General features: G+C 66.4%; 22 protein-coding genes and 2 pseudogenes. 6 read left to right on the top strand and 18 right to left on the bottom strand.

Features of this window, described 5'->3' with window-relative positions:
* Nucleotides 1–34: 34 nt before the first annotated feature.
* Nucleotides 35–340 carry a hypothetical protein gene (locus tag VJV41_RS19550; RefSeq protein WP_325336661.1) on the bottom strand — a complete coding sequence of 102 codons (306 nt, stop codon included), beginning with the start codon at nt 338–340 and terminating at the stop codon, nt 35–37.
* Nucleotides 331–927: a helix-turn-helix domain-containing protein gene (locus VJV41_RS19545; RefSeq protein WP_325336659.1), complete on the bottom strand. Its 597-nt coding sequence runs from the start codon at nt 925–927 to the stop codon at nt 331–333. Before VJV41_RS19545 ends, VJV41_RS19550 begins: the two co-directional genes overlap by 10 nt.
* 67 nt (nt 928–994) lie before the next feature.
* On the opposite strand from VJV41_RS19545, the gene VJV41_RS19540 reads away from it, so the two are divergent.
* The gene (locus VJV41_RS19540) at nt 995–1,825 is read left to right on the top strand and encodes an alpha/beta hydrolase (protein WP_325336656.1); all 831 of its coding nucleotides are present in this window, start codon (nt 995–997) and stop codon (nt 1,823–1,825) included.
* Nucleotides 1,826–1,852: 27 nt separating this feature from the next.
* Nucleotides 1,853–3,811, top strand: a complete 1,959-nt coding sequence (locus tag VJV41_RS19535; RefSeq protein ID WP_325336654.1) for a molybdopterin-containing oxidoreductase family protein — start codon at nt 1,853–1,855, stop codon at nt 3,809–3,811.
* A gap of 1 nt (nt 3,812) precedes the next feature.
* On the opposite strand, the gene VJV41_RS19530 is transcribed toward VJV41_RS19535, so the two are convergent.
* From VJV41_RS19530 to VJV41_RS19520, 3 genes are read right to left on the bottom strand one after another with little or no spacing between them, the layout of a single operon-like run.
* Nucleotides 3,813–4,241 (bottom strand): ester cyclase, encoded by a 429-nt coding sequence (locus tag VJV41_RS19530; protein WP_325336652.1) that lies wholly within the window; start codon nt 4,239–4,241, stop codon nt 3,813–3,815.
* Between the two features lie 19 nt (nt 4,242–4,260).
* Nucleotides 4,261–5,019, bottom strand: coding sequence for a YebC/PmpR family DNA-binding transcriptional regulator (locus VJV41_RS19525; RefSeq protein WP_325336651.1), 759 nt, complete (start codon nt 5,017–5,019; stop codon nt 4,261–4,263).
* 52 nt (nt 5,020–5,071) lie between these two features.
* Nucleotides 5,072–5,686, bottom strand: coding sequence for a TetR family transcriptional regulator (locus tag VJV41_RS19520; protein WP_325336650.1), 615 nt, complete (start codon nt 5,684–5,686; stop codon nt 5,072–5,074).
* Between the two features lie 133 nt (nt 5,687–5,819).
* Here VJV41_RS19520 and VJV41_RS19515 point away from each other — a divergent pair.
* Nucleotides 5,820–6,209, top strand: a pseudogene (locus VJV41_RS19515) (CocE/NonD family hydrolase C-terminal non-catalytic domain-containing protein); the annotation flags it as partial.
* Between the two features lie 24 nt (nt 6,210–6,233).
* Here VJV41_RS19515 and pdxT read toward each other — a convergent pair.
* From pdxT to VJV41_RS19455, 12 genes are all read right to left on the bottom strand, one after another.
* Nucleotides 6,234–6,818: a pyridoxal 5'-phosphate synthase glutaminase subunit PdxT gene (pdxT, locus tag VJV41_RS19510; RefSeq protein WP_325336649.1), complete on the bottom strand. Its 585-nt coding sequence runs from the start codon at nt 6,816–6,818 to the stop codon at nt 6,234–6,236.
* The gene (tesB, locus tag VJV41_RS19505; RefSeq protein ID WP_325336648.1) at nt 6,815–7,654 is read right to left on the bottom strand and encodes an acyl-CoA thioesterase II; all 840 of its coding nucleotides are present in this window, start codon (nt 7,652–7,654) and stop codon (nt 6,815–6,817) included. Before tesB ends, pdxT begins: the two co-directional genes overlap by 4 nt.
* Before the next feature lie 44 nt (nt 7,655–7,698).
* Nucleotides 7,699–8,583, bottom strand: coding sequence for a pyridoxal 5'-phosphate synthase lyase subunit PdxS (gene pdxS, locus VJV41_RS19500; protein WP_414685001.1), 885 nt, complete (start codon nt 8,581–8,583; stop codon nt 7,699–7,701).
* A gap of 97 nt (nt 8,584–8,680) precedes the next feature.
* Nucleotides 8,681–9,727, bottom strand: a complete 1,047-nt coding sequence (locus tag VJV41_RS19495; RefSeq protein WP_325336646.1) for an NUDIX hydrolase — start codon at nt 9,725–9,727, stop codon at nt 8,681–8,683.
* Nucleotides 9,724–10,848 (bottom strand): glycosyltransferase family 4 protein, encoded by a 1,125-nt coding sequence (locus VJV41_RS19490; RefSeq protein WP_325336645.1) that lies wholly within the window; start codon nt 10,846–10,848, stop codon nt 9,724–9,726. Before VJV41_RS19490 ends, VJV41_RS19495 begins: the two co-directional genes overlap by 4 nt.
* On the bottom strand, nt 10,848–11,795 hold the full coding sequence (locus VJV41_RS19485) for a phosphatidylinositol mannoside acyltransferase (RefSeq protein WP_325336644.1): 948 nt from the start codon (nt 11,793–11,795) through the stop codon (nt 10,848–10,850). The genes VJV41_RS19490 and VJV41_RS19485 overlap by 1 nt, the downstream gene beginning before the upstream one ends.
* A complete protein-coding gene (gene pgsA, locus VJV41_RS19480; RefSeq protein ID WP_325336643.1) occupies nt 11,792–12,502 on the bottom strand; it encodes a phosphatidylinositol phosphate synthase in 711 nt (236 codons plus the stop codon). Before pgsA ends, VJV41_RS19485 begins: the two co-directional genes overlap by 4 nt.
* Nucleotides 12,499–13,035, bottom strand: a complete 537-nt coding sequence (locus VJV41_RS19475) for an HIT domain-containing protein (protein ID WP_325336682.1) — start codon at nt 13,033–13,035, stop codon at nt 12,499–12,501. The genes pgsA and VJV41_RS19475 overlap by 4 nt, the downstream gene beginning before the upstream one ends.
* A gap of 17 nt (nt 13,036–13,052) precedes the next feature.
* A complete protein-coding gene (gene thrS / locus VJV41_RS19470) occupies nt 13,053–15,107 on the bottom strand; it encodes a threonine--tRNA ligase (RefSeq protein WP_325336642.1) in 2,055 nt (684 codons plus the stop codon).
* A gap of 79 nt (nt 15,108–15,186) precedes the next feature.
* The gene (locus tag VJV41_RS19465; RefSeq protein WP_325336641.1) at nt 15,187–15,591 is read right to left on the bottom strand and encodes a TIGR02611 family protein; all 405 of its coding nucleotides are present in this window, start codon (nt 15,589–15,591) and stop codon (nt 15,187–15,189) included.
* The gene (locus tag VJV41_RS19460; RefSeq protein WP_325336640.1) at nt 15,588–16,214 is read right to left on the bottom strand and encodes a PaaI family thioesterase; all 627 of its coding nucleotides are present in this window, start codon (nt 16,212–16,214) and stop codon (nt 15,588–15,590) included. The genes VJV41_RS19465 and VJV41_RS19460 overlap by 4 nt, the downstream gene beginning before the upstream one ends.
* Nucleotides 16,215–16,236: 22 nt before the next feature.
* Nucleotides 16,237–17,112: an aldo/keto reductase gene (locus VJV41_RS19455; protein WP_325336639.1), complete on the bottom strand. Its 876-nt coding sequence runs from the start codon at nt 17,110–17,112 to the stop codon at nt 16,237–16,239.
* A 37-nt stretch (nt 17,113–17,149) separates the two neighbouring features.
* On the opposite strand from VJV41_RS19455, the gene VJV41_RS19450 reads away from it, so the two are divergent.
* Both VJV41_RS19450 and VJV41_RS19445 read left to right on the top strand, forming a co-directional pair.
* The gene (locus VJV41_RS19450) at nt 17,150–17,650 is read left to right on the top strand and encodes a DUF1990 domain-containing protein (RefSeq protein WP_325336638.1); all 501 of its coding nucleotides are present in this window, start codon (nt 17,150–17,152) and stop codon (nt 17,648–17,650) included.
* Nucleotides 17,651–17,701: 51 nt separating this feature from the next.
* Nucleotides 17,702–18,418, top strand: a complete 717-nt coding sequence (locus tag VJV41_RS19445) for a GAF and ANTAR domain-containing protein (RefSeq protein WP_325336637.1) — start codon at nt 17,702–17,704, stop codon at nt 18,416–18,418.
* A 309-nt stretch (nt 18,419–18,727) separates the two neighbouring features.
* Here the strand turns inward: VJV41_RS19445 and VJV41_RS19440 are convergent, their stop codons facing one another.
* On the bottom strand, nt 18,728–19,591 hold the full coding sequence (locus VJV41_RS19440; protein WP_325336636.1) for a hypothetical protein: 864 nt from the start codon (nt 19,589–19,591) through the stop codon (nt 18,728–18,730).
* A 292-nt stretch (nt 19,592–19,883) separates the two neighbouring features.
* On the opposite strand from VJV41_RS19440, the pseudogene VJV41_RS19435 reads away from it, so the two are divergent.
* Nucleotides 19,884–20,082: pseudogene (locus VJV41_RS19435) on the top strand (hypothetical protein); the annotation flags it as partial.

Genomic DNA, 20,082 nt, shown 5'->3' with positions numbered 1-20,082 from the left:
GCGATGGACCGACGGTTAACCGCAGGGACACGCGTTAGATCGTGTAACTCCCAGAGCGGTCGCCGCCGGCTATCTCGCGAGCGATCTGCTCGACGCGCCTCTTCGCCTTGCCCCGCCCGCGCACCAACTCGCGCCCCACTTCATGGCCGTCCCGCTCGATCACGATGACCCACCTGGCGCCGAGGAACTTCGTCAGTAGCCAGAACGGCCACAACGCCACGAACACCAGTCCGATCGCGATCTCGAACAGGTCGGTGAAATCTAGTAAGTCGCCGGGAAATGGCCACCAATCGCGGTACACCGACCAGGCCCTGCCGTGCGGGTCGAGGACTACTGCCATGCGGCAATCTTGGCGGCCAGCTCGACGCCCCGATACTGCGGGGCCAGGACCCGGCCGGCGGCGAGCAGCGGCTCGGTGCTGCGCAGCGTGCGGGCCAGAACAAAAGCGCCCACCAGCGCGCCGATCAGGGCCAGCGTCACCTCGCGGGCCTGTGATTCGTCGAGCCCGCGGCCATGGAAGTAGGCCGCACCGCTGTCGACCCATCCTTCGAACACCGCGGCCGAGGTTTCGCGGAGTTCCTCGACGGTGTCGGCGACCTCCGCGGCGACGCTGGCGACGGGGCACATGTTCGCGAAACCCGTGCCGGCCATGTCCGCGGAGGCCTGGGTGAAGACAGCATCAATGGCGTCGCCGAGGTCGGTGTATTCGTCGACGATCGACGGGATGAGCAGCGCATAGGCATGGCCCGCATTGATCAGCGCCTCGCGGGCGATCTGCACCTTGCCGCCGCGGAAGTGGTGGTAGAGCGAGCCGATCGGCGCTCCGGAGGCGGCGGCGATGTCCTTCATGCCGACCGCCCCGTAGCCCTTGTGGCGCATCAGCTCCGCCGTGGCGGTCAGAATCGATTCCCTGGTGGACCTTGCCATATGCGCCTCCTGGCTACAGACTAGAGCATACGTTCTAGAATCAACGTTCTAATGCCGAAGGGTCGCCATGAAATCCGTCGACGTCACCGCAGGAACCATCGAATACCGCGATGAGGGCGACCCAAGCGGCCCCCAGGTCGTGCTCCTGCATGGTCTGCTCATGAACGACGCCCAATGGGACTTGGCGCTGCCACTGCTCCCGTCGGCCTTCCGCTACCTGCTGCCCGTGTTGCCATTGGGCGGACACCGCATCCCGATGCGCGAGGACACCGACCTGACGCTGCCCGGAATGGTCAACATCGTTGCGGACTTCCTCGACGCACTCGACCTGACCGACGTCACGCTGGTCGTCACCGACTGGGGCGGGCCGCTGTTCCTCACCGACATCGGCCGCGACAAGCGCGTTGGGCGGCTGGTGATCTGCCCGTCCGAGGCGTTCGACAATTTTCCGCCGGGCTTTCCTGGCAAGGTCGCATGGCTGGCCAGCCGTACCACCTCGACGGTGTCGCTGGCCATGCGTCAGCTCAAGATCGGCTGGCTGCGCAGGCAGTGGCTGATGTTCGGTCAGATGGCGAAAAAGCCTGTCCCCCAAGATATTGTCGATGCATGGTTGGCGGCCGGGCTGGCTGACCGGCGCGTGCGACGAGATCTCGTCAAGTACTGCCGAACGAAATTCGATGACGCCGAACTGATCCGCGCCACGAACCGGCTCACGGACTTCGACGGACCGACGCTGGTGCTGTGGAGCCGCAACCCGGTGATGCCGGCCGACCACGCGTCGCGTCTGGCCGAGCTGACGGGCGCGACGCTGCGCTACGTCGACGACGCTTACGTGCTGGTCATGCTCGACCAGCCGGAGCGGACGGCCGAAGAAATCGGCGCCTTCCTCAGCGGCTGAGAGTAACGTTCTCCGACCGTGAGAACGGTGCGCAGTTTCTGCCGGGTCTGCACGTCGGTGTGCGGCATCCTCGTCGACATTGAGGGCGACCAGGTGGTGGCGGTCCACGGTGATGGCGAGCACCCGTTCTCACATGGCTACACATGTCCGAAGGGCCGCGCGCTACCGCAGATACACCACCACCCCGATCGCCTGGAGCATCCCCAGATGCGGATCGACGGCGACCTGCAGAAGACGACCTGGGACGCCGCGCTGGACGACCTCGGCGCGAAGTTGCGTGAGACCATCGATCGCCACGGGCCGGAATCGGTCGGCATCCTCTTCGGCACGGGTGTGGGCATGGACGCCGTCGGGTACCGGCTCGCACAACAGCTACACGCGGCGATCGGAACGCCGGCCAAGTTCAGTCCGTTGACTATCGACGGCACGGCCAAGGTGCTGATCTCGGACCTGATGGCCGGATCCCAGGCGCTCACCGGTCGCCCTGATTACGACAACGCCACGTTCGTCATGATGATCGGCAGCAATCCCGTTGTCTCCCACGGCCATACAGTGGGCTTACCCAATCCCAGAGGCGCGATCCGCGAGTTGGCGAAGCACGCCGAGGTGTGGGTATGGGACCCTCGGTATACCGAGACCGCACGCCTGGCAACACATCACCTCGCACCCCGCCCTGGTGCCGACTTCGCCGTGCTTGCCTTCTTGGTGCGTGAGGTGTTGTGCGACGGCATCAATGCACCGGCCCAGGATGTTGACGGCCTGGCCGCGGCGGTCGAGCCGTTCACGCTGCAGCACGCCGCCGCAGTCGCTGACGTGCTCGAGCCGCAGCTGGAACAGCTGCTTGCATCGGTCCGGCGGGCGGGCCGCATCGCTGTCGATGTCGGTACGGGCATCACGATGTCGGCGAGCGCCAATGTGACGCAATGGCTTTCGTGGGCATTGATGATCATCACCGGGTCGATGAACCGACCTGGCGGGTTGTGGTTCCATCCCGGCTACGCCTATCAGCTGGAGAGCTTCGAGCTGCCCTTGTCGCCGCCCGAGGGGACATTCGGACCGGGACCGCGTAGCCGTCCCGAGACGCAGGCGTTCTTGAGGGAATGGCCGTGCGCGGTGCTGCCCGACGAAATCAACGCGGGGAACATCCGGGCGTTTGTGAACCTCGGCGGGAACATGATCACCGCGTTTCCCAACACCGCATCACTGGTGCCCGCGCTCGAGAAACTCGACGTGCTGGCGACCACCGAGATCCTGCCCAACGAGACGACCGCGCTGTCGACGCACGTGCTGCCCACCACGGATCAACTCGAGCGGCCCGACGTCACATTGTGGGACATCTTGTCGCCTCGGGTCTCGGCGCAGTACACACCCGCCGTCGTTGCACCTGCCGGCCAGCGGCGCTCGATGTGGTGGGTACTCGCCGAACTCGGCCGGCGCCTCGGTCATGAGCTGGCGGACACCGCGGCCACAGACGAGGAGATGCTGGCACGGGTCAGCGCCGGCGGCAGGGTCGCGTATGACGAGCTCACGGCCAACGGCTGGGCTGATGTACCGCGCGAACTGCCTGCCCCATGGGTGGAACGGCACATCGAACGACTGGGAGGGTGGCGACTGGCGCCCCGCCTCGTCGTCGAGCAATTGGCCGCGCTGCGGGAGCCCGCTCCCCTGGTGTTGGTGCCGCGACGGCAGATGCGACGGCTGAACTCGCAGCTCGAATTTCTCGACGAAGTCGCGGAGATCCTCGTACATCCCGACGACGCCGCCGCTGCGGGCGTGACCAATGCGCAGTCGCTGATCGTACGCAGCGACCACGGCGAGCTGACGGGCGTCGCGAAGGTGGACGCCTCGATCCGGCGCGGTGCCGTTTCGGTCCCGCACGGCCACGAAGGCGCCAACGTGAATCTGCTGACGAGCAAGGACGACATCGACCTGGCGACCGGGATGACGCGCTATTCGGGCGTGCCGGTCAGCCTGCACCCAGCGTGAGCTAGGACGGAACCACACCGATCTGCTTCATCTGCGCGTAGACGTCGACGACACCCCAGGTCTCGACTATTCGGCCGTCGACGAGGCGGAAGATGAAGATCTCGTTGTAGGTGACGGACTTGCCGGTTGGGGCGACGCCCATGAATTCGCCTTGATGAGTCCCGGTGACCGTTGTCCTGCCGACAACCTTGTCCCCTTCCGCGATCAAGTCCTCGACGGTGAGATGAATGTCGGGGTAGATCCGCAGGAGCATCGCCCACACCTGCTTGAGGGCATTCGGCCCCGTCGCGTCGATCGGCAATGGAGTGCGTACCACTGCGTCAGGCGCGACGAGCTCGTCGATCGTGTGGAAGAGAAACTCGGAATCGCCCGTGTTGGCGGCCTCGTGAAAGCCTTTGAACGTCGCCTTGTTCGCCTCCGCGGTCGACATCCCGCACCTCCTGGCTGGGCTAGTCCTCTTCGTCGAGAATGGCGGCCACGTCGTCGGGGATGTCGACGTTGGTGTACACGTCCTGCACATCGTCGCTGTCCTCGAGCGCGTCGATCAGCTTGAGCACCTTGCGGGCACCGTCGAGGTCGACGGGCACGGTCACCGACGGCTGGAAGCTGGCGTCGGCCGACTCGTAGTCGATCCCGGCATCCTGCAGCGCGGTGCGCACCGCAACGAGATCGCCTGGCTCACAGATGATTTCGAAGCTGTCGTCGAGATCGTTGACGTCCTCTGCGCCGGCTTCGAGCACCGCGGTCAGCACATCGTCTTCCGTCAGCCCGTTCTTCTCCAGGGTGACGACACCCTTGCGGGAGAACAGGTAGGACACCGAGCCCGGGTCGGCCATGTTGCCGCCGTTGCGGGTCATCGCGACGCGCACCTCACCCGCGGCACGGTTGCGGTTGTCTGTCAGGCACTCGATCAGCACCGCGACGCCGTTGGGCCCGTATCCCTCGTAGGTGATGTTCTGGTAGTCGGCGCCGCCGGCTTCCTCACCCGCGCCGCGCTTGCGGGCCCGTTCGATGTTGTCGTTGGGCACCGAACTCTTCTTGGCCTTCTGGATGGCGTCATAGAGCGTCGGGTTGCCGGCCGGATCTCCACCGCCGACGCGCGCGGCCACCTCGATGTTCTTGATCAGCCGGGCGAAGTTCTTGCCGCGACGTGCGTCGATGACGGCCTTCTTGTGCTTCGTCGTGGCCCATTTGGAATGGCCGCTCATGCAGGTACTACTCACTCTCTTGAAGTCATGCTCAAACGTGCGCTTGACGAGTCTACGTGGGCGTTGCCGTCCCGATCTCACCCTCGATATAGCGCTGCAGGTTCGGGGCGATCGCGGCGAGCACCTCGTCCTCGGTCATCGAGGCGATCGGCTCGATCTTCCACACATAGCGCATCAAGGCGAAGCCGATCAGCTGCGAGGCGACCAACCCGCTGCGGCGCAGGCGATCTTCTTCGTCGTCGCCTAGTACGGACTCCCCGATCAGGCTCCGTTCGACGATCACGCGAAGCTTGTTGCGCGTCGTGTCGTCGTGGGCTGCTGTCAACAACACCGCCCGCAGCGTTGGACCGATCTCGTCGTTGGCCCAGCTCTTCAACACAGTGCGAACCAGCTGTGTTCCCAGCTCGGGCTGGGGTGTGGCCCATGTGTCGGCCACGGCGTCCAGCCATTTCTGCGGCGGCGCGGTGGCCGCGTCGAGCAGGCCCTCCTTCGAGCCGAAGTAGTGGTAGACGAGCGCTGGGTCGACGCCGGCCACCCTCGCCACCGCGCGGATCGTCGTGCCGGCCCAGCCGTTAGTCGCGAACTCGTCACGCGCCGCGGCCAGGATGCGCGCCGAGAGCACGCCGCGATCGTCGCGGGGACCCGGGGTAGTAGACCGCTTCGCCATAGTTTCATCATAACGTGAAATTCACGTTGCGTTGAGACTAGTTTCAACGTAGCGTGAAACTATGCCCACGCAGCTCAATGGCCCCCAGACCACCGGACGTGAATACCGCAATCTGAGCGGCCCGCGGCACGGTCTGGTGGCGGCGGCCACGGCGATCGACACCGGCTGGATCGTGACGCTGCAGGACGTGGCGCCCGACAACAGCGTGACGGATGTGACGGCCGGCTGGCTGCGGGCCAGTCTGCGCGAGGTCGACGAAGCGGCCAGCAGACCAGGCGCTCCTGTGCTGCGGTGCCGCACCGCGCTGGCCGTGCCGATCGGCGAGGATGTCGAGTATCGAATCCCCTTGGTGCCCAATGCCCGTCGCTTCGACGTGGGCCACCGCATCCGGTTGGTGCTCACCAGCGACGACCAGGATCCGTCGACTCCGGCGATCATGAACTTCCGTCATGCCAGCGTCGGCACGAGCAGCCTCAACACCGTGCGCTCGTCGTCGCGACTTGTGTGCAGTTTGTTGCGCTGAGCGCTACAAAACGCACACAAGTCGCTAGAGCAGGTCGACGAAGAGCTTGTGGATACGGCGATCGCCGGTCATCTCCGGGTGAAACGCCGTCGCCAGCATCCGGCCCTGGCGCACAGCGACGATGTGGCCGGCGGCGCGACCCAGTACCTGCACGTCGGGCCCGACCCGTTCCACCCACGGCGCGCGGATGAACACCGCGTGCACCGAACCGTCGAGTCCCTCGAAGGGAAAGTCGCCTTCGAACGAATCGACTTGGCGACCAAAGGCATTGCGACGCACGGTCATATCGATAGCCTTCAGCGGAACGGCCTCGCGGCCGGGCGCTCCCGCGTCGAGGATCTCGGATGCCAGCAGGATCATCCCGGCGCACGACCCGTAGGCCGGCATGCCCTCGGCCAAGCGTGACCGCAACGGCTCGAGCAATTCGAACTCGCGCAGCAGATGGCTCATCGTCGTCGATTCGCCGCCGGGGATCACCAGCGCGTCGACGGCGTCGAGCTCGGCGCGCCGACGCACGGTCGATGCCTGTGCACCTGCTTCGCGCAGCGCGGCCAAGTGCTCGCGGGTATCTCCTTGCAGCGCAAGAACGCCGACGTGTGGCGTGGTCACGGTACGAAGTCGCGCTTGTAGCGAGTCAGGCCTTCCTGCATAACCGCCGCAACCATGTCGCCGTACCGGTTGAAGATCTTGCCCTGCGTCAGCGAGCGACCGCCTGACGCCGACGGCGAGGACTGGTCGTAGAGCATCCACTCGTCGGCGCGGAACGCCCGCATGAACCACATCGCATGGTCCAAGGACGCGACCATCAGGTGTTTGCGTTCCTCAACGTGGTTCACCTGCGCGGAACCGAGCAGGGTGAGGTCGCTCATGTAGGCCAGCGCGCAGATGTGCAGCACGTGGTCGTCAGGCAGCGGATCGCGGTGCCGGAACCAGACTTGCTGCTGGGAGGCTTTCCCCGGCAGCGTCGTCAACTGATCTGGCGGCACGATCCGGACATCCCACTCCGCGAACTGGGCGAATCCGGCGTCGTCGAACGCCCCACCCTTCGAGTTGAACCCGGGCAGGTCGTCGGGCGGCGGCGCCGACGGCATCGTGTCCTGGTGCTCGATGCCGCTCTGGTCGATCTGAAACGACGCGGACATCGAGAAGATGGTCTCGCCATGCTGGATCGCGTTCACCCGACGCGTGGCAAACGAGCCGCCGTCACGCAATCGCTCGACGATAAAAACCGTGGGCGCCTTGGCATCTCCGGGTCGCAGGAAGTAGCCGTGCAGCGAATGCACCTGAAAGCGATCGTCGACCGTGCGCACCGCCGACACCAGCGACTGACCCGCCACATGACCACCGAAGGTGCGCTGGAAATAGCCGGATTCGGGGCTGAACACCCGCCCGCGGTAGATGTTGACCTCGAGTTGTTCGAGATCAAGGATCTCTTCGATCGCCATGCAGTTATCTTTGCTCTTCGCGCAAGCGGCTCATCGTATCCGTCCTACCAGCCGCGTTCAGCGAGCCGGTGCGGGGCCGCGATGTCCTCCACGTTGATGCCGACCATGGCCTCCCCCAGCCCGCGCGACACCTTGGCCAGCACATCGGGGTCGTCGTAGAAAGTCGTCGCCTTGACGATCGCGGCGGCGCGATGCGCAGGATCGCCGGACTTGAAGATGCCCGAGCCGACGAACACGCCCTCGGCGCCCAGCTGCATCATCATCGCCGCGTCCGCCGGAGTCGCAATGCCGCCCGCGGTGAACAACGTCACCGGCAGCTTGCCCGCCCGTGCCACCTCGACCACGAGCTCGTAGGGCGCCTGCAATTCCTTTGCCGCGACGTACAACTCGTCCTCGGACAGTGACGTCAGCCTGCGGATCTCGCCGCCGATCTGGCGCATGTGCGTCGTCGCGTTGGACACGTCGCCGGTGCCGGCTTCTCCCTTGGAGCGGATCATCGCCGCGCCCTCGGTGATGCGGCGCAGCGCCTCGCCGAGGTTCGTCGCGCCGCATACGAACGGCACGGTGAACTTCCACTTGTCGATGTGGTGGGTGTAGTCGGCGGGGGTGAGGACCTCGGACTCGTCGATGTAGTCGACGCCGAGGCTCTGCAGGATCTGCGCCTCGACGAAATGCCCGATGCGGACCTTCGCCATCACCGGGATGGTGACCGCCGAGATGATGCCCTCGATGAGATCGGGATCACTCATCCGGGCCACGCCGCCCTGCGTGCGGATGTCAGCCGGCACACGTTCGAGCGCCATGACGGCGACCGCGCCTGCGCCCTCGGCGATGCGGGCCTGCTCGGGGGTGACGACGTCCATGATCACGCCGCCCTTGAGCATCTCGGCCATGCCGCGCTTGACCCGGGCGGTCCCGGTCTGGGTCACCGACCCGTTGGTTCCAGGTGCGGTATCCACTGCTATCTCCTCCAAATCGCTACTGATCCAGTCTAAAGGCGGCGGCAAATCTGTTAAATCCGCAGCCTCAGCGGATCGACTGCAGCTGCCGCTGCGGCTCGGCGCCCCTCGCATCGGCCACCGTGTTCGCCTCTGTCAGCAACTCGCCGAGCTGCAGCGGATAAACGGTTTCGCCCTTGGCGACCAGCTCGCCGATCATTGTTGCATCGCACCAGCGGTGGCCGTGGATGTAGGCCCGCTCCAGCCCGGTACGGCCGGCCTCCGAGGGCTCGAACCGCTGGGTGCGATGGATGAAGAACATCTCCTGGCTGCGAATCACCGACCCGTTGAAGTCGATGACGGCATCGCGACGCCACACCGGGCCGAGCATGTCGTCCGGATCGACCCGCAGCCCGGTCTCCTCGTCCAGCTCGCGTACCGCCGCCTCGGCGAGCGTCTCTCCCTGCTGAACCGCCCCGCCGACGGTGAACCACCAGAGCGGCGCTGGGCCGTCTGAGCCGTCCCCCACCGCCGGGTCTGATCCGCAAAACAGCAGCACGCACCCGTCCTCGTCGAGGAGCACGACGCGTGCCGACGTACGCCGGCTGACCAAACCCACTTCGCGCGGTGAGGCCTCCGCGCGCTCGGCGATCTCGAAATATGTTGGCAGTGCTGCAGTTCCGCCAAGCCGTAGGAGCCGCACCGCGGGCCGCTCACGCAGCGCGAGGGTGTCGCGCACCGCGTCGTTGTGAAAGCGACGGGCCAGCAGGACCCGCGCCTCGGCGTCGGCCAGCTCGGCGACCAGCGCCACCGGCAGCGACGCGGGGTCGACAAGGGCCAACGCCGCCGACAGCTCGTTTTCGGCCGATTCCCTGCCTGATCGCGGGGCCCGCTCGGCGTTATCGGCCAGAGCGGCCAGCCGCTTGCCTTGCGGCCCGACGCCGTAGGCGTCGACGGCAACTGCGCGGGCCACCACGGCGCGACGGCCCAGTGCACCGTCAAGCGCCTGCCATGACAGGTCGTAGCGCACATGCAGCCGGTCCAGCCGGTTGGCCGTCTGAAACGCCCACGCGCCGGTCACCACGATCACCACGACGAGCACGGCCAGCGCAATCACGACGACCCACGTGATCAACTTGCCACCTGCACCTTGGTCCCGGCCCCGGCGACCGTCTCGTATACCCGCATGATTTGACCGGCCACCACGGACCAGTCGTAACGGCGCACGGCCTCGGCCGCAGCATCGACGTAGCGCTCGCGGGCCACATCGTTGTCCAGCACCTCGACGAGCCCGTCAGCCAGCGCGCAAGCGTCGTCGACCGGCACCAGCCGCCCAGCCTTTCCGTCCACAAGGACCCGCCGGAATGCGTCGAGGTCGCTGGCCACCACCGCGGTGCCTGCCGCCATCGCCTCGACGAGCACGATGCCGAAGCTCTCCCCGCCGATATGCGGCGCGCAGTACACGTCGGCGCTGCGCATGGCCGAGGCTTTCTGGCGGTCGTCGACCTGACCGAGGAAGCGCAGATGCTTGGCCAGTTTCCCGGCGTCCTCGTGCAGTTCGTCCTCGTCGCCGCGACCGACGATCAGGATCTCGATATCGGGGAAGTGCTTGGCCAGCGTCGGCAGCGCGCTCAGGAGAACGGCCATGCCCTTGCGGGGCTCGTCGAAGCGGCCCAGGAACAGCACCGACTTACCCGGCCGCGGATAGCCGTCGAGCAGCGGCGCCGACGCAAAGGACGCGACGTCCACGCCGTTGGGAATCTCGACGGCGTCGGAGCCCAGCGCCTCCATCTGCCAGCGCCGCGCCAGATCCGACACCGCGATGCGGCCGACGATCTTCTCGTGCATCGGGCGCAGGAACGGCTCAAACACACTGAGCGTCAACGACTTTGTCGTCGACGTGTGAAACGTCGCGACGATCGGGCCTTCGGCGATGTTCAGCGCCAGCATCGACAGGCTCGGCGCATTCGGCTCGTGCAGGTGCAGCACGTCGAACTGACCGTCGGCAAGCCAGCGTTTGACCATGCGGTGGGTGGCGGGCCCGAATCGCAGACGGGCCACCGACCCGTTGTACGGAATCGGCACGGCTTTACCGCCCGACACCACGTAATCGGGCAGCTCGACATGCGGTGATGACGGTGCCAGCACGCTGACGTCATGGCCGCGACCGTGCATCACCTCGGCCAGCTGCAGCACGTGTGACTGCACGCCGCCGGGGACGTCGAACGAGTACGGGCAGACCATGCCGATGCGCATCAGGTCTCCAGTTTGGCGCGTCGCTCGTCGGAGAGGTCGGCCAGCCATTGCGGCTGCATCATGTGCCAATCGGCGGGGTGCGCGGCGATGTTTCGGGCAAAGTGGTCCGCCAGTTTCTGCGTGATGACGGCGACGTCGCCTGACGACGTGTCCAGCGGCGGAGTCGTGCTGAATTTCCAACCGTGCGCCGTGTACCAGCTGTGCACCGCCACGAGGTCTGCGCCCGTTTCGATCGCGAGCTTCGCCGAACCTGCAGGCATGCGGGTCGGCTCCCCGAAGAAGTCGACCTGAACGCCATTTCGGCTGAGGTCGCGATCGGCCATCAGGCAGACCGGGCGGTTGGCACGCAGCCGTTCCGCCAGTACCTCGAACGGCGGCCGCGCACCGCCGGTTAGCGGAAGCATCTCGAAACCCAGGCTTTCCCGGTAAGCGATGAACCGGTTGTACAGCGATTCGGGTTTGAGTCGTTCGTTGACGGTGGTGAACTTGCCGTGTTTGTGCACGAGCCACACCCCGGCCATGTCCCAATTCCCGCTGTGCGGCAGCGCGAGGACCGCGCCGCGGCCGGAGTCAAGCGCGGCGGCGATGTGCTCCTGGCCGCCGAAATGCGGGTCAAGCAGCGCGCCTTGCTTCTCCAGGTCCATCGAGGGCAACCGAAATGCCTCCCGCCAGTAACGGGCGTATGAGGCCAGCGAAGCACGAATCAGCCCATCTGGCACCCTGTCGGGCGTCACCCCGATGACGCGGGCCAGATTCTTACGCAACTGCCCGGGTCCGCCATTTCGCGCCGCGTAGTGCGCGCCTGCGTCAAAAGCGTTGCGCGCCATAAATTCCGGCATCGCGCGCACCAGCCGCCAGCCAGCGGCGTAGCCCAAATCAGTGATGTGGCCCCCGAACGGGGTACGGCTGCCGCCATCCGTGCTCTGTCCCGACGGGGCGCTCGTCACGGTTCGTCCCCTTGCCCCCCGGGCGGGTTGTGCTCCCGCGTCTCGGGTTTTTCGCCTGAGGTCGCCGACTCAGGCTTGTCGATTGCCTCCATCGCGCCGGGTGAGGTCCGCACGGTGTGCAACCGCTGCCCGATCGTGATGAGGCTGGCCACCGCGAGCACCCACATCGCGACGTGCACCAGCCACGGCACATGCAGGAACCGAACTCCGGACAGTCCGGCTCCGACCAGCACGATGATCAGCCGTTCGGGCCGCTCGATGAACCCGCCGCCGCCGTGCAGCCCGCTGGCCTCCGCTCGGGCTTTGATGTATGAGATCACCTGCGACGTAACCAGACAGATCAGTGTGGCCACGACGAGCGAGGTGCTCTTGAGGCCGAAGGCAGCCCACCACAACAGCCCGCAGAACACCGCGCCGTCTCCGATGCGGTCACAGGCGGCGTCCAGTACCGCACCGAACCGGGTGCCGCCGCCACGCTCGCGCGCCATCGCGCCGTCGAGCATGTCGGCGAGCACGAAAAACCAGACCGCGACCGCGCCCCACCACAGCTGACCGATCGGGAACAACGTCAACGCGCTCAGTACCGTCCCCGCCGTGCCGAGAATGGTGATGCTGTCGGGGGTGAAGCCGGCCAGCAGCGCGGCCTTCGCGACCGGCTTGGACAGCTTCTCGTAGGCCGCGCGGGTCATCAGGTAGAAGTTGCTCACGGCTGTTTGGCCCACTCGGTGGCAAGCAGTTCGCGCGTCTCGCGCAAGAGCTGCGGGACGATCTTCGAACCACCGATGATCGTGATGAAGTTGGCGTCGCCGCTCCAGCGCGGCACGACATGCATGTGCAGGTGGTCGGCGAGCGAACCGCCAGCCGAGCTACCGAGGTTAAGCCCGACGTTGAATCCGTGCGGGCGCGACACCGACTTGATCACCCGAATCAGCTTCTGGGTGAACGCCATCAGCTCGGCGCTCTCCTCGGTGGTGAGGTCTTCGAGCTCGGACACCCGTCGGTAGGGCACCACCATCGAGTGCCCGGGGTTGTACGGGTAGAGGTTGAGCACGATGTAGACAAGCTCGCCGCGCGCCACCACCAGGCCGTCCTCATCGGACAGCGTCGGGATGTCGGTGAACGGCCGCTCGGACGCCGCCGACCCACCCTTCATCGGCGCCTCGGCGATGTAGCTCATCCGGTGCGGCGTCCAAAGGCGCTGCAGGTGGTCGGGCTCACCGACCCCGCGGTCGACGATCATGTGCTCGTCGGAATCGCTCACTTGGATGTATCCACCTTGAGCAATTCGGCTGTGGGAGCGGAATTTTCGCGGCTGGCGATCCACTCGGCAATGGCGGCGATCGCCTCCTCCCGGGGTATGCCGTTGACCTGGGTGCGGTCGCCGAACCTGAAGCTCACCGCGTTGGCCTCGACGTCACGGTCGCCGGCCACCAGCATGAACGGCACCTTCTGGTTCGTGTGGTTGACGATCTTCTTCGCCATCCGATCATCGCTCGCGTCCACCTCGGCGCGGATGCCGTGCATCTTCAGTTGCGTGGCAATGCCGTTGAGGTACGGGACGTGATCGTCGGCGACCGGGATGCCGACCACTTGAACCGGCGCCAGCCACGCGGGGAATGCGCCGGCGTAGTGCTCGGTGAGGATGCCGAAGAACCGCTCGATCGACCCGAACAATGCACGGTGGATCATCACCGGACGCTGCCTGCTGCCGTCGGCGGCGGTGTATTCCAGCTCGAAGCGTTCGGGGAAGTTGAAGTCCAGCTGGATCGTCGACATCTGCCAGCTGCGGCCGAGCGCGTCCTTGACCTGCACCGAGATCTTCGGACCGTAGAACGCCGCACCGCCGGGATCGGGCACCAGATCCAGCCCGGACGCGGCGCCCACCTCAGCGAGCACGCTGGTGGCTTCCTCCCACAGCTCGTCGGAGCCAACAAATTTGTCCGGGTCCTTGGTCGACAGCTCCAGATAGAAGTCGGTCAGCCCGTAATCACCGAGCAGCTCGAGGATGAACCGCAACAGTGAGGTCAGCTCGTCGCGCATCTGTTCGCGGGTGCAGTAAATGTGCGAATCGTCCATCGTCAGGCCGCGCACCCGGGTCAGCCCGTGCACCACGCCGGACAGTTCGTAGCGGTAGACGGTGCCGAATTCGAAGAGCCGCAACGGAAGTTCGCGATAGGACCGCCCGCGCGACCTGAAGATCAGACAGTGCATCGGGCAGTTCATCGGCTTGAGGTAGTAGTCCTGGCCCGGCTTTCGCACCGTGCCGTCCTCGTTGAGCTCAGCGTCGAGATGCATCGGCGGGAACATCCCGTCGGCGTACCAGTCGAGGTGACCGGAGATCTTGAACAGCTCCGCCTTCGTGATGTGCGGGCTGTTGACGAACTGGTAGCCGGCCTCGATGTGCTTGCGGCGCGAGTAGTCCTCGAGCTCGCGCCGAATGATGCCACCCTTCGGATGGAAAACCGGTAGGCCAGAACCGATTTCGTCGGGGAAGCTGAACAGGTCCAACTCCGCGCCGAGCTTGCGGTGGTCCCGGCGTTGCGCCTCCTCGATGAACTCGAGGTGCGCCTCCAGCGCGTCCTGCGACTCCCATGCGGTGCCGTAGATCCGTTGCAGGCTGGCGTTGTTCTGGTCGCCGCGCCAGTACGCGGCCGAGCTGCGGGTCAGCTTGAACGCCGGAATGTATTTCGTCGTCGGGATGTGCGGGCCGCGGCACAGATCGCCCCATTCCCGTTCGCGGGTACGGGGATTGAGGTTGTCGTAGGCGGTGAGCTCGTCGCCCCCGACCTCCATCACCTCGGGGTCGCCGGACTTGTCGTCGACGAGCTCGAGCTTGTAAGGCTCGTTCGCAAGCTCTTCGCGCGCTTGGTCTTTGGACTCATACACGCGCCGCGAGAACAGCTGGCCTTCCTTGACGATCCCGCGCATGCGCTTCTCGAGCGCCTCCAGATCGTCGGGCGTGAACGCACGTGGCACGTCGAAGTCGTAGTAGAAGCCGTCGGTGATCGGTGGGCCGATGCCGAGTTTTGCCTCAGGGAACATGTCCTGTACGGCTTGCGCCAGCACATGCGCCGCAGAGTGCCGGATGACGCTGCGGCCGTCGTCGGTGTTGGCGGCGACGGGTGTCACCTCGACGTCGGTGTCAGGCGTCCACGACAAATCGCGGAGCCGGCCCTCGGCGTCGCGCACGACGACGATCGCGTCGGAAGCACCCCGGCTCGGCAGGCCGGCGTCGCGCACCGCTGCTGCCGCGGTCGTCCCGGCAGCGACCCGGATCGGGACTGCTGGGGCATGCGTGGCGGGGGCGCTCATGGGTGACTCTCCAAACTTTCGGGACGGTGCGGTGATGTCGGAACATCTCAGAACGCGACCATGCTATCGGTGCGGGCGCTCATGCCCCCAGGCCAATAGGGCTCTTCAGCCACTCGCGGTCGAGGCCGACGAGCTCGGCCGACCAGCCGACCGCGCCGAGCAGCCACAGCGTCGCGACCACGACGGCCGCGGTGAAGCCGGCGCCCAGCGTCTTGACCCACGGGCCCTGGCGCTTGAACCAGTCCATCACCTTGTCGTAGCGCTCCCGGGCGTACGCGAGCAGCCGCCGGGCCCAGGTGAACTCCGTGGCCAGAATGCCCAGTCCGACGAACACGATGGCCCAGCCCGGCCCCGGATACGGGATGGCCAGGATGCCCACGCCGAGCACCGCTAGGCCGATCACCGCGACCGTGATGCGGTAGCCGAAGTCGGCGGCGGGTCGGTCCCGCAACCGGTCCCGCCAGCGCGCCCAGCGACGTTTCATGGTTGGCCGGGGTTCAGCTTGACGAACAGCGCGTTGGCCTCGGCCAGCACGGCCTCGCCGTCGAGCAGTCGTCCCGCGATGAACATCTTGCGTCCGTCGACGCGGTCCACACCGGCGTCGACCTGGAGTTTCGTTTCGATGGGCACGATCTTTCTGTAGTCGACATGCAAGAACGCGGTGCGCTGGTAGAGGCTCCGCGTGAGCCGAAACGCGGTAAAGCCGAGCAGCGAGTCGAACAGCTGCGCAATGCAGCCGCCGTGCACGGCGCCGTTGCGGCCCAGATGGAAGCGGCGGAAATGCGCGACGCCCCGAACCCGGCCGTCGTCGGTCTTGTGATATTCCGCCGGAATGCCCAGCACGCTGCCGCGGTTCGGCAGGTCCATGCGACGGCCTGACGGCGACGACCACTCGTCAGCGTCGTAGGGCGACAGCAGCTTCGACACTTTCTCGAGCAGATCGGCAGCCTCAGTGATCACCTCGCCGGGGGCGTCGGCAGCGCGGGCGTGGTCCTGCACCGTCCGGACGGCCTCGACGAACCGGCCGTAGTCGGATCCGCCGCGGGTTGTGGGCTCTATCGGACTGAAATCGCCGCCGCGATGCTCCTCTGCGAATTCGGTGGTCACCCGCTCACCGTAATTGGCTAGCTCATCCGTTAGCGGACCCGGCTTTGCTCAGCGTCTCGAACTCATCGTCGGACAACTCGATCTGCGCTGCGGCGACGTTCTCCTCGAGATGCGCGACCTTCGACGTGCCCGGGATCGGCAGCATCACCGGCGAGCGCTTCAGCAGCCAGGCCAGCGCCAATTGCGACGGGGTGGCGTCGTGGTTGTCCGCGATCCGCTGGAGCGGACCGCCCGCAGCAGCCAGCGGGCCGGCCGCTAACGGGAACCACGGGATGAAGCCGATGCCCTCGGCGGTCACCTTGTCCAGCAGAGGCTCGGCGGTGCGGACGGTGATGTTGTACATGTTCTGCACGGACACGATTGGCGCCGTCTTCTGCGCGGCCTCGAGGTCCTCGACGGTGACCTCGGATAGGCCGATGTGGCGGATCTTGCCTTCCTGCTGCAGCGAGACGAGTTCGCCGATCTGGTCCTCGGCGGGGAACTTGGTGTCGATGCGGTGCAGCTGGAACAGGTCAATCGTGTCCACACGGAGCCGGCGCAGGCTCATCTCGCACTCCTGGCGCAGATAGGCCGGGTAGCCGAGAACCGGCCATGCGTCGGGTCCGGTGCGGAGCAGCCCTGCCTTCGTCGCGACGACGAGGCCCTCGGGATAGGGATGCAACGCCTTTCGGATCAGTCTCTCGGATATGTACGGACCGTAGGAGTCGGCGGTGTCGATGAAGTTGACGCCGAGTTCGACCGCGCGGCGCAGCACGCGGATGCATTCGTCAGGGTCGTTGGGTGGTCCCCAAACGCCTTGTCCAGTGAGGCGCATGGCACCGAATCCGAGACGGTTGACCGTGAGGTCGCCGCCGATGGTGAACGTTCCGGATCCTTCAGCGATGGTTTGGGCGGTCATTTCACCGACCGTACGCCGACGATGACATTGTGGCGGAGTGAAGTTGAGCGAGCTTGCGCCGCTGCCGCTGACGTATGCGGAAGTAGGCGCGACGGCCGGCCCGCTGCCCGACGGCTATCACCACGTCCACAAGTCGAGTGTCATCGGGCGAGGCCGTCGTCGCTTCGAGGACGCCGCGGCGGCGGGCATGCGATGGGGCATGTTGCGCGGAGCCGGCCTGCGTGTCGAGGCGACGAGCGAGGCCGCCGCCGTCGGCTCCGAGGTGATCGTGCACCTCGGTCCCGTGCAGGAACCGTGCCGGGTGGTCTACGTCGTCGACGAACCCGATCGCCGCGGCTTCGCCTATGGGACCCTGCCGGGTCACGCGGAGTCCGGCGAGGAGTTGTTCGTGGTGCGATACGACCCGGCTACTGAACAGGTATTTGCCGAGGTAAGGGCTTTCTCGCGACACGCGACGTGGTGGAGCACAGCGGCGGGCCCGATCACCTCGCTGCTGCAGCAGGTGGTGACTAGGCGATATTTGACGGCACTGTCATGAACGCTGCTGCGGCGCGTAGATTTAAGCAACTGGCCGGAGCAGAATGATCGGATGGTGCGGGTGAACGATCCTGCCGGGGTGGAGAGCATCCACCTGCGTATCGCCGAAATCGTGCAGGGGCTGTACGGCCGGGCCGACGCCGATTCGGACACCGTGATCGCGGAACTGGCCGAGCATGCCGCCGTTGAGGTCCCTGGCGCGCAATACGCAGGCGTCACGGTCACCCGTAATGCCAAGCACATCGATACCCCGGCGGCCACCCACAAGTGGCCGATCCTGCTTGACGAGATCCAGCAACTTCATCGTGAAGGGCCGTGTCTGACTGCGGCGTGGGAAGAAAAGACTATCCACGTCGCAAATCTCGAGACCGATAGCAGATTCCCGCTGTACCGCCGGGACGCATTGGAAGAGACGCCGATCCGCTCGATCATGGCCTTCCAGTTGTTCATCGCCGGCGAGACGATGGGCGCCCTGAACGTGTACGCCGAAGAGCCACATGTGTTCGGGCCGGAGTCGCGCGCGATTGGGCAGGTCTTCGCCGCACACTCGTCGGTGGCATGGAACGCTGCGCGCCGCGACGAACAATTCAAGCGTGCGCTGGCAAGTCGAGACACCATCGGTCAGGCAAAGGGCATGATCATGGAGCGCTACGGCGTCGACGCGATTCAGGCGTTCGAGGTGTTGCGCAAGCTGTCGCAGGATTCCAATGTCCCGCTGATTCGGGTCGCCAGCGAGCTGATCGCGATGGCTCAGTCACCGGACAACTGAGCAGTTCTCACGGGATGTGCCGGGTCAGCGTCGTCGGTGCGCTGGGGGGTGTACCGAGCGCATAGGTGATCGAGTCCTCGAACCCAGTGAGCGGCCTCTTCGTCGACAGCCTCGAATTCATTGGGCTCCAAGGACTCTCGGGTCTGCCGTACGCAGTCGCTATGGAATTGGAAGACGTTCTGAAGCACCACCGTGGATGCTCCGACGAGGTTTCGGTGGCCGCCATCAAGACCGCGGCCCGCCGATGATCGCCCCGTTCCGCGGCAATCCAGGCCAGTCGCTGCGGTAAGGCTCACGTTTCTGCAGGTGTCACCATCGATCGCGCCCGTTCACCGCGGGCCCGATCGGCGACTGTGCGCCGTGATCGCCTACGGACGCCGACCAATCGGTGCCGACGCAGAGCAGATCGCTGGGCACCGGAACCTTGTTGGGCAGCGGAATCCCAACGCCGGGAATCGAAGGAAGATTCAGGGGCGGCGGCGACAACAACTGCGACACTCCAGACGCTAGCCAAGGGGTGACCGGATCCGGTGCCGCGGGAATGCTCGCGACAGCGGCGGCGGACGTGCCGGGCACCGGCGGTGCCGGTGGTGGCACGACGCTGGCAATCGAGGACGCCGCGCCTTGCACGGTATGCAGGACGCCAGGAGGCGTCATCAAGTCGGCGAACGTGATCGGCGCAGGCGGCGTGGGAGGCGTCGGCGGCGGCACGTAGGCTGCCGTCGCGCCTGCCGAGGTCCCCGGAACGGGTGGCACCGGAGGCGTCACGGCCTGTACCGAACTGGCGGCCACACCACCCGGCGTCGGGGGCAGCGGCGGTGTAGCCGTGCCGGCGGTTGCCGTGATGGGAGCTCCTGGCACGGGGGGCGACGGGGGCGGCACGACCTGCACTGAGCTCGCCGCCGGGACCGCGGGTGCGGGTGGGGCGGGCGGCGGCACGACACCGGCCGCGTCCGTGACCTGGGCTCCCGGGGCAGGAGGAAGACCCGGCGCCGCGACACCCGCCTGGTCAACCACCGCCCCGGCGGGCGCGGGAGGCGACAGCGCCGCCGCGTCTTGGACTACACCCGCCGCCGGAACAGCCGGCGCCGGAGGGCTCAGCGGGACTGCAGTGCCCGCGGCGTCCTCAACGGCGGCTGCCGGTGCGGCGTTACCTGCGGCAGCTTCAACCACGCCCGCTGGTGCCGCGTTGCCCGCAGCGTTTTCAACTAGACCAGCGGGAGCGGCAGGAGCAGCGGTACCTGCGTTCTGCAGGAGATCAGCCGCCGGAACTGCCAGCGCCGGAGGCGCCGCATTGCCCGAGGCAGCTTCGATCTGAGCCGCAGGAAGTGACGGAACGGGTGGAGCTCCGAGCTCGGCTGTGTCGATGGTGGGCCCTGCCGGAACGGGAGGAACCGGGGGTGTCGCCGCTTCCACGGAATTAGCAACGGGCACAGCGGGAACCGGCGGAGCTGGCGGCGTAACAGTGCCGGCAGCACCCTCGATCGGGGCCGCTGGAACGGGTGGAGTAGGCGGTGTCGCCACCTCCACCGAACTGGCCGCTGGGACAGCGGGCACTGGCGGAGTGGGTGGCGTCGCCACCTCCACCGAACTGGCTGCTGGCACCGCGGGCACCGGCGGAGTGGGCGGCGTCGCCACCTCCACCGAACTCGCCGCAGGCGTAG

The sequence above is a fragment of the Mycobacterium sp. genome, from assembly GCF_035274705.1.
GTDB lineage: Bacteria > Actinomycetota > Actinomycetes > Mycobacteriales > Mycobacteriaceae > Mycobacterium.
Note: the sequence above shows the minus strand (reverse complement) of the source record. Positions and strands in the feature narration are given on the sequence as shown.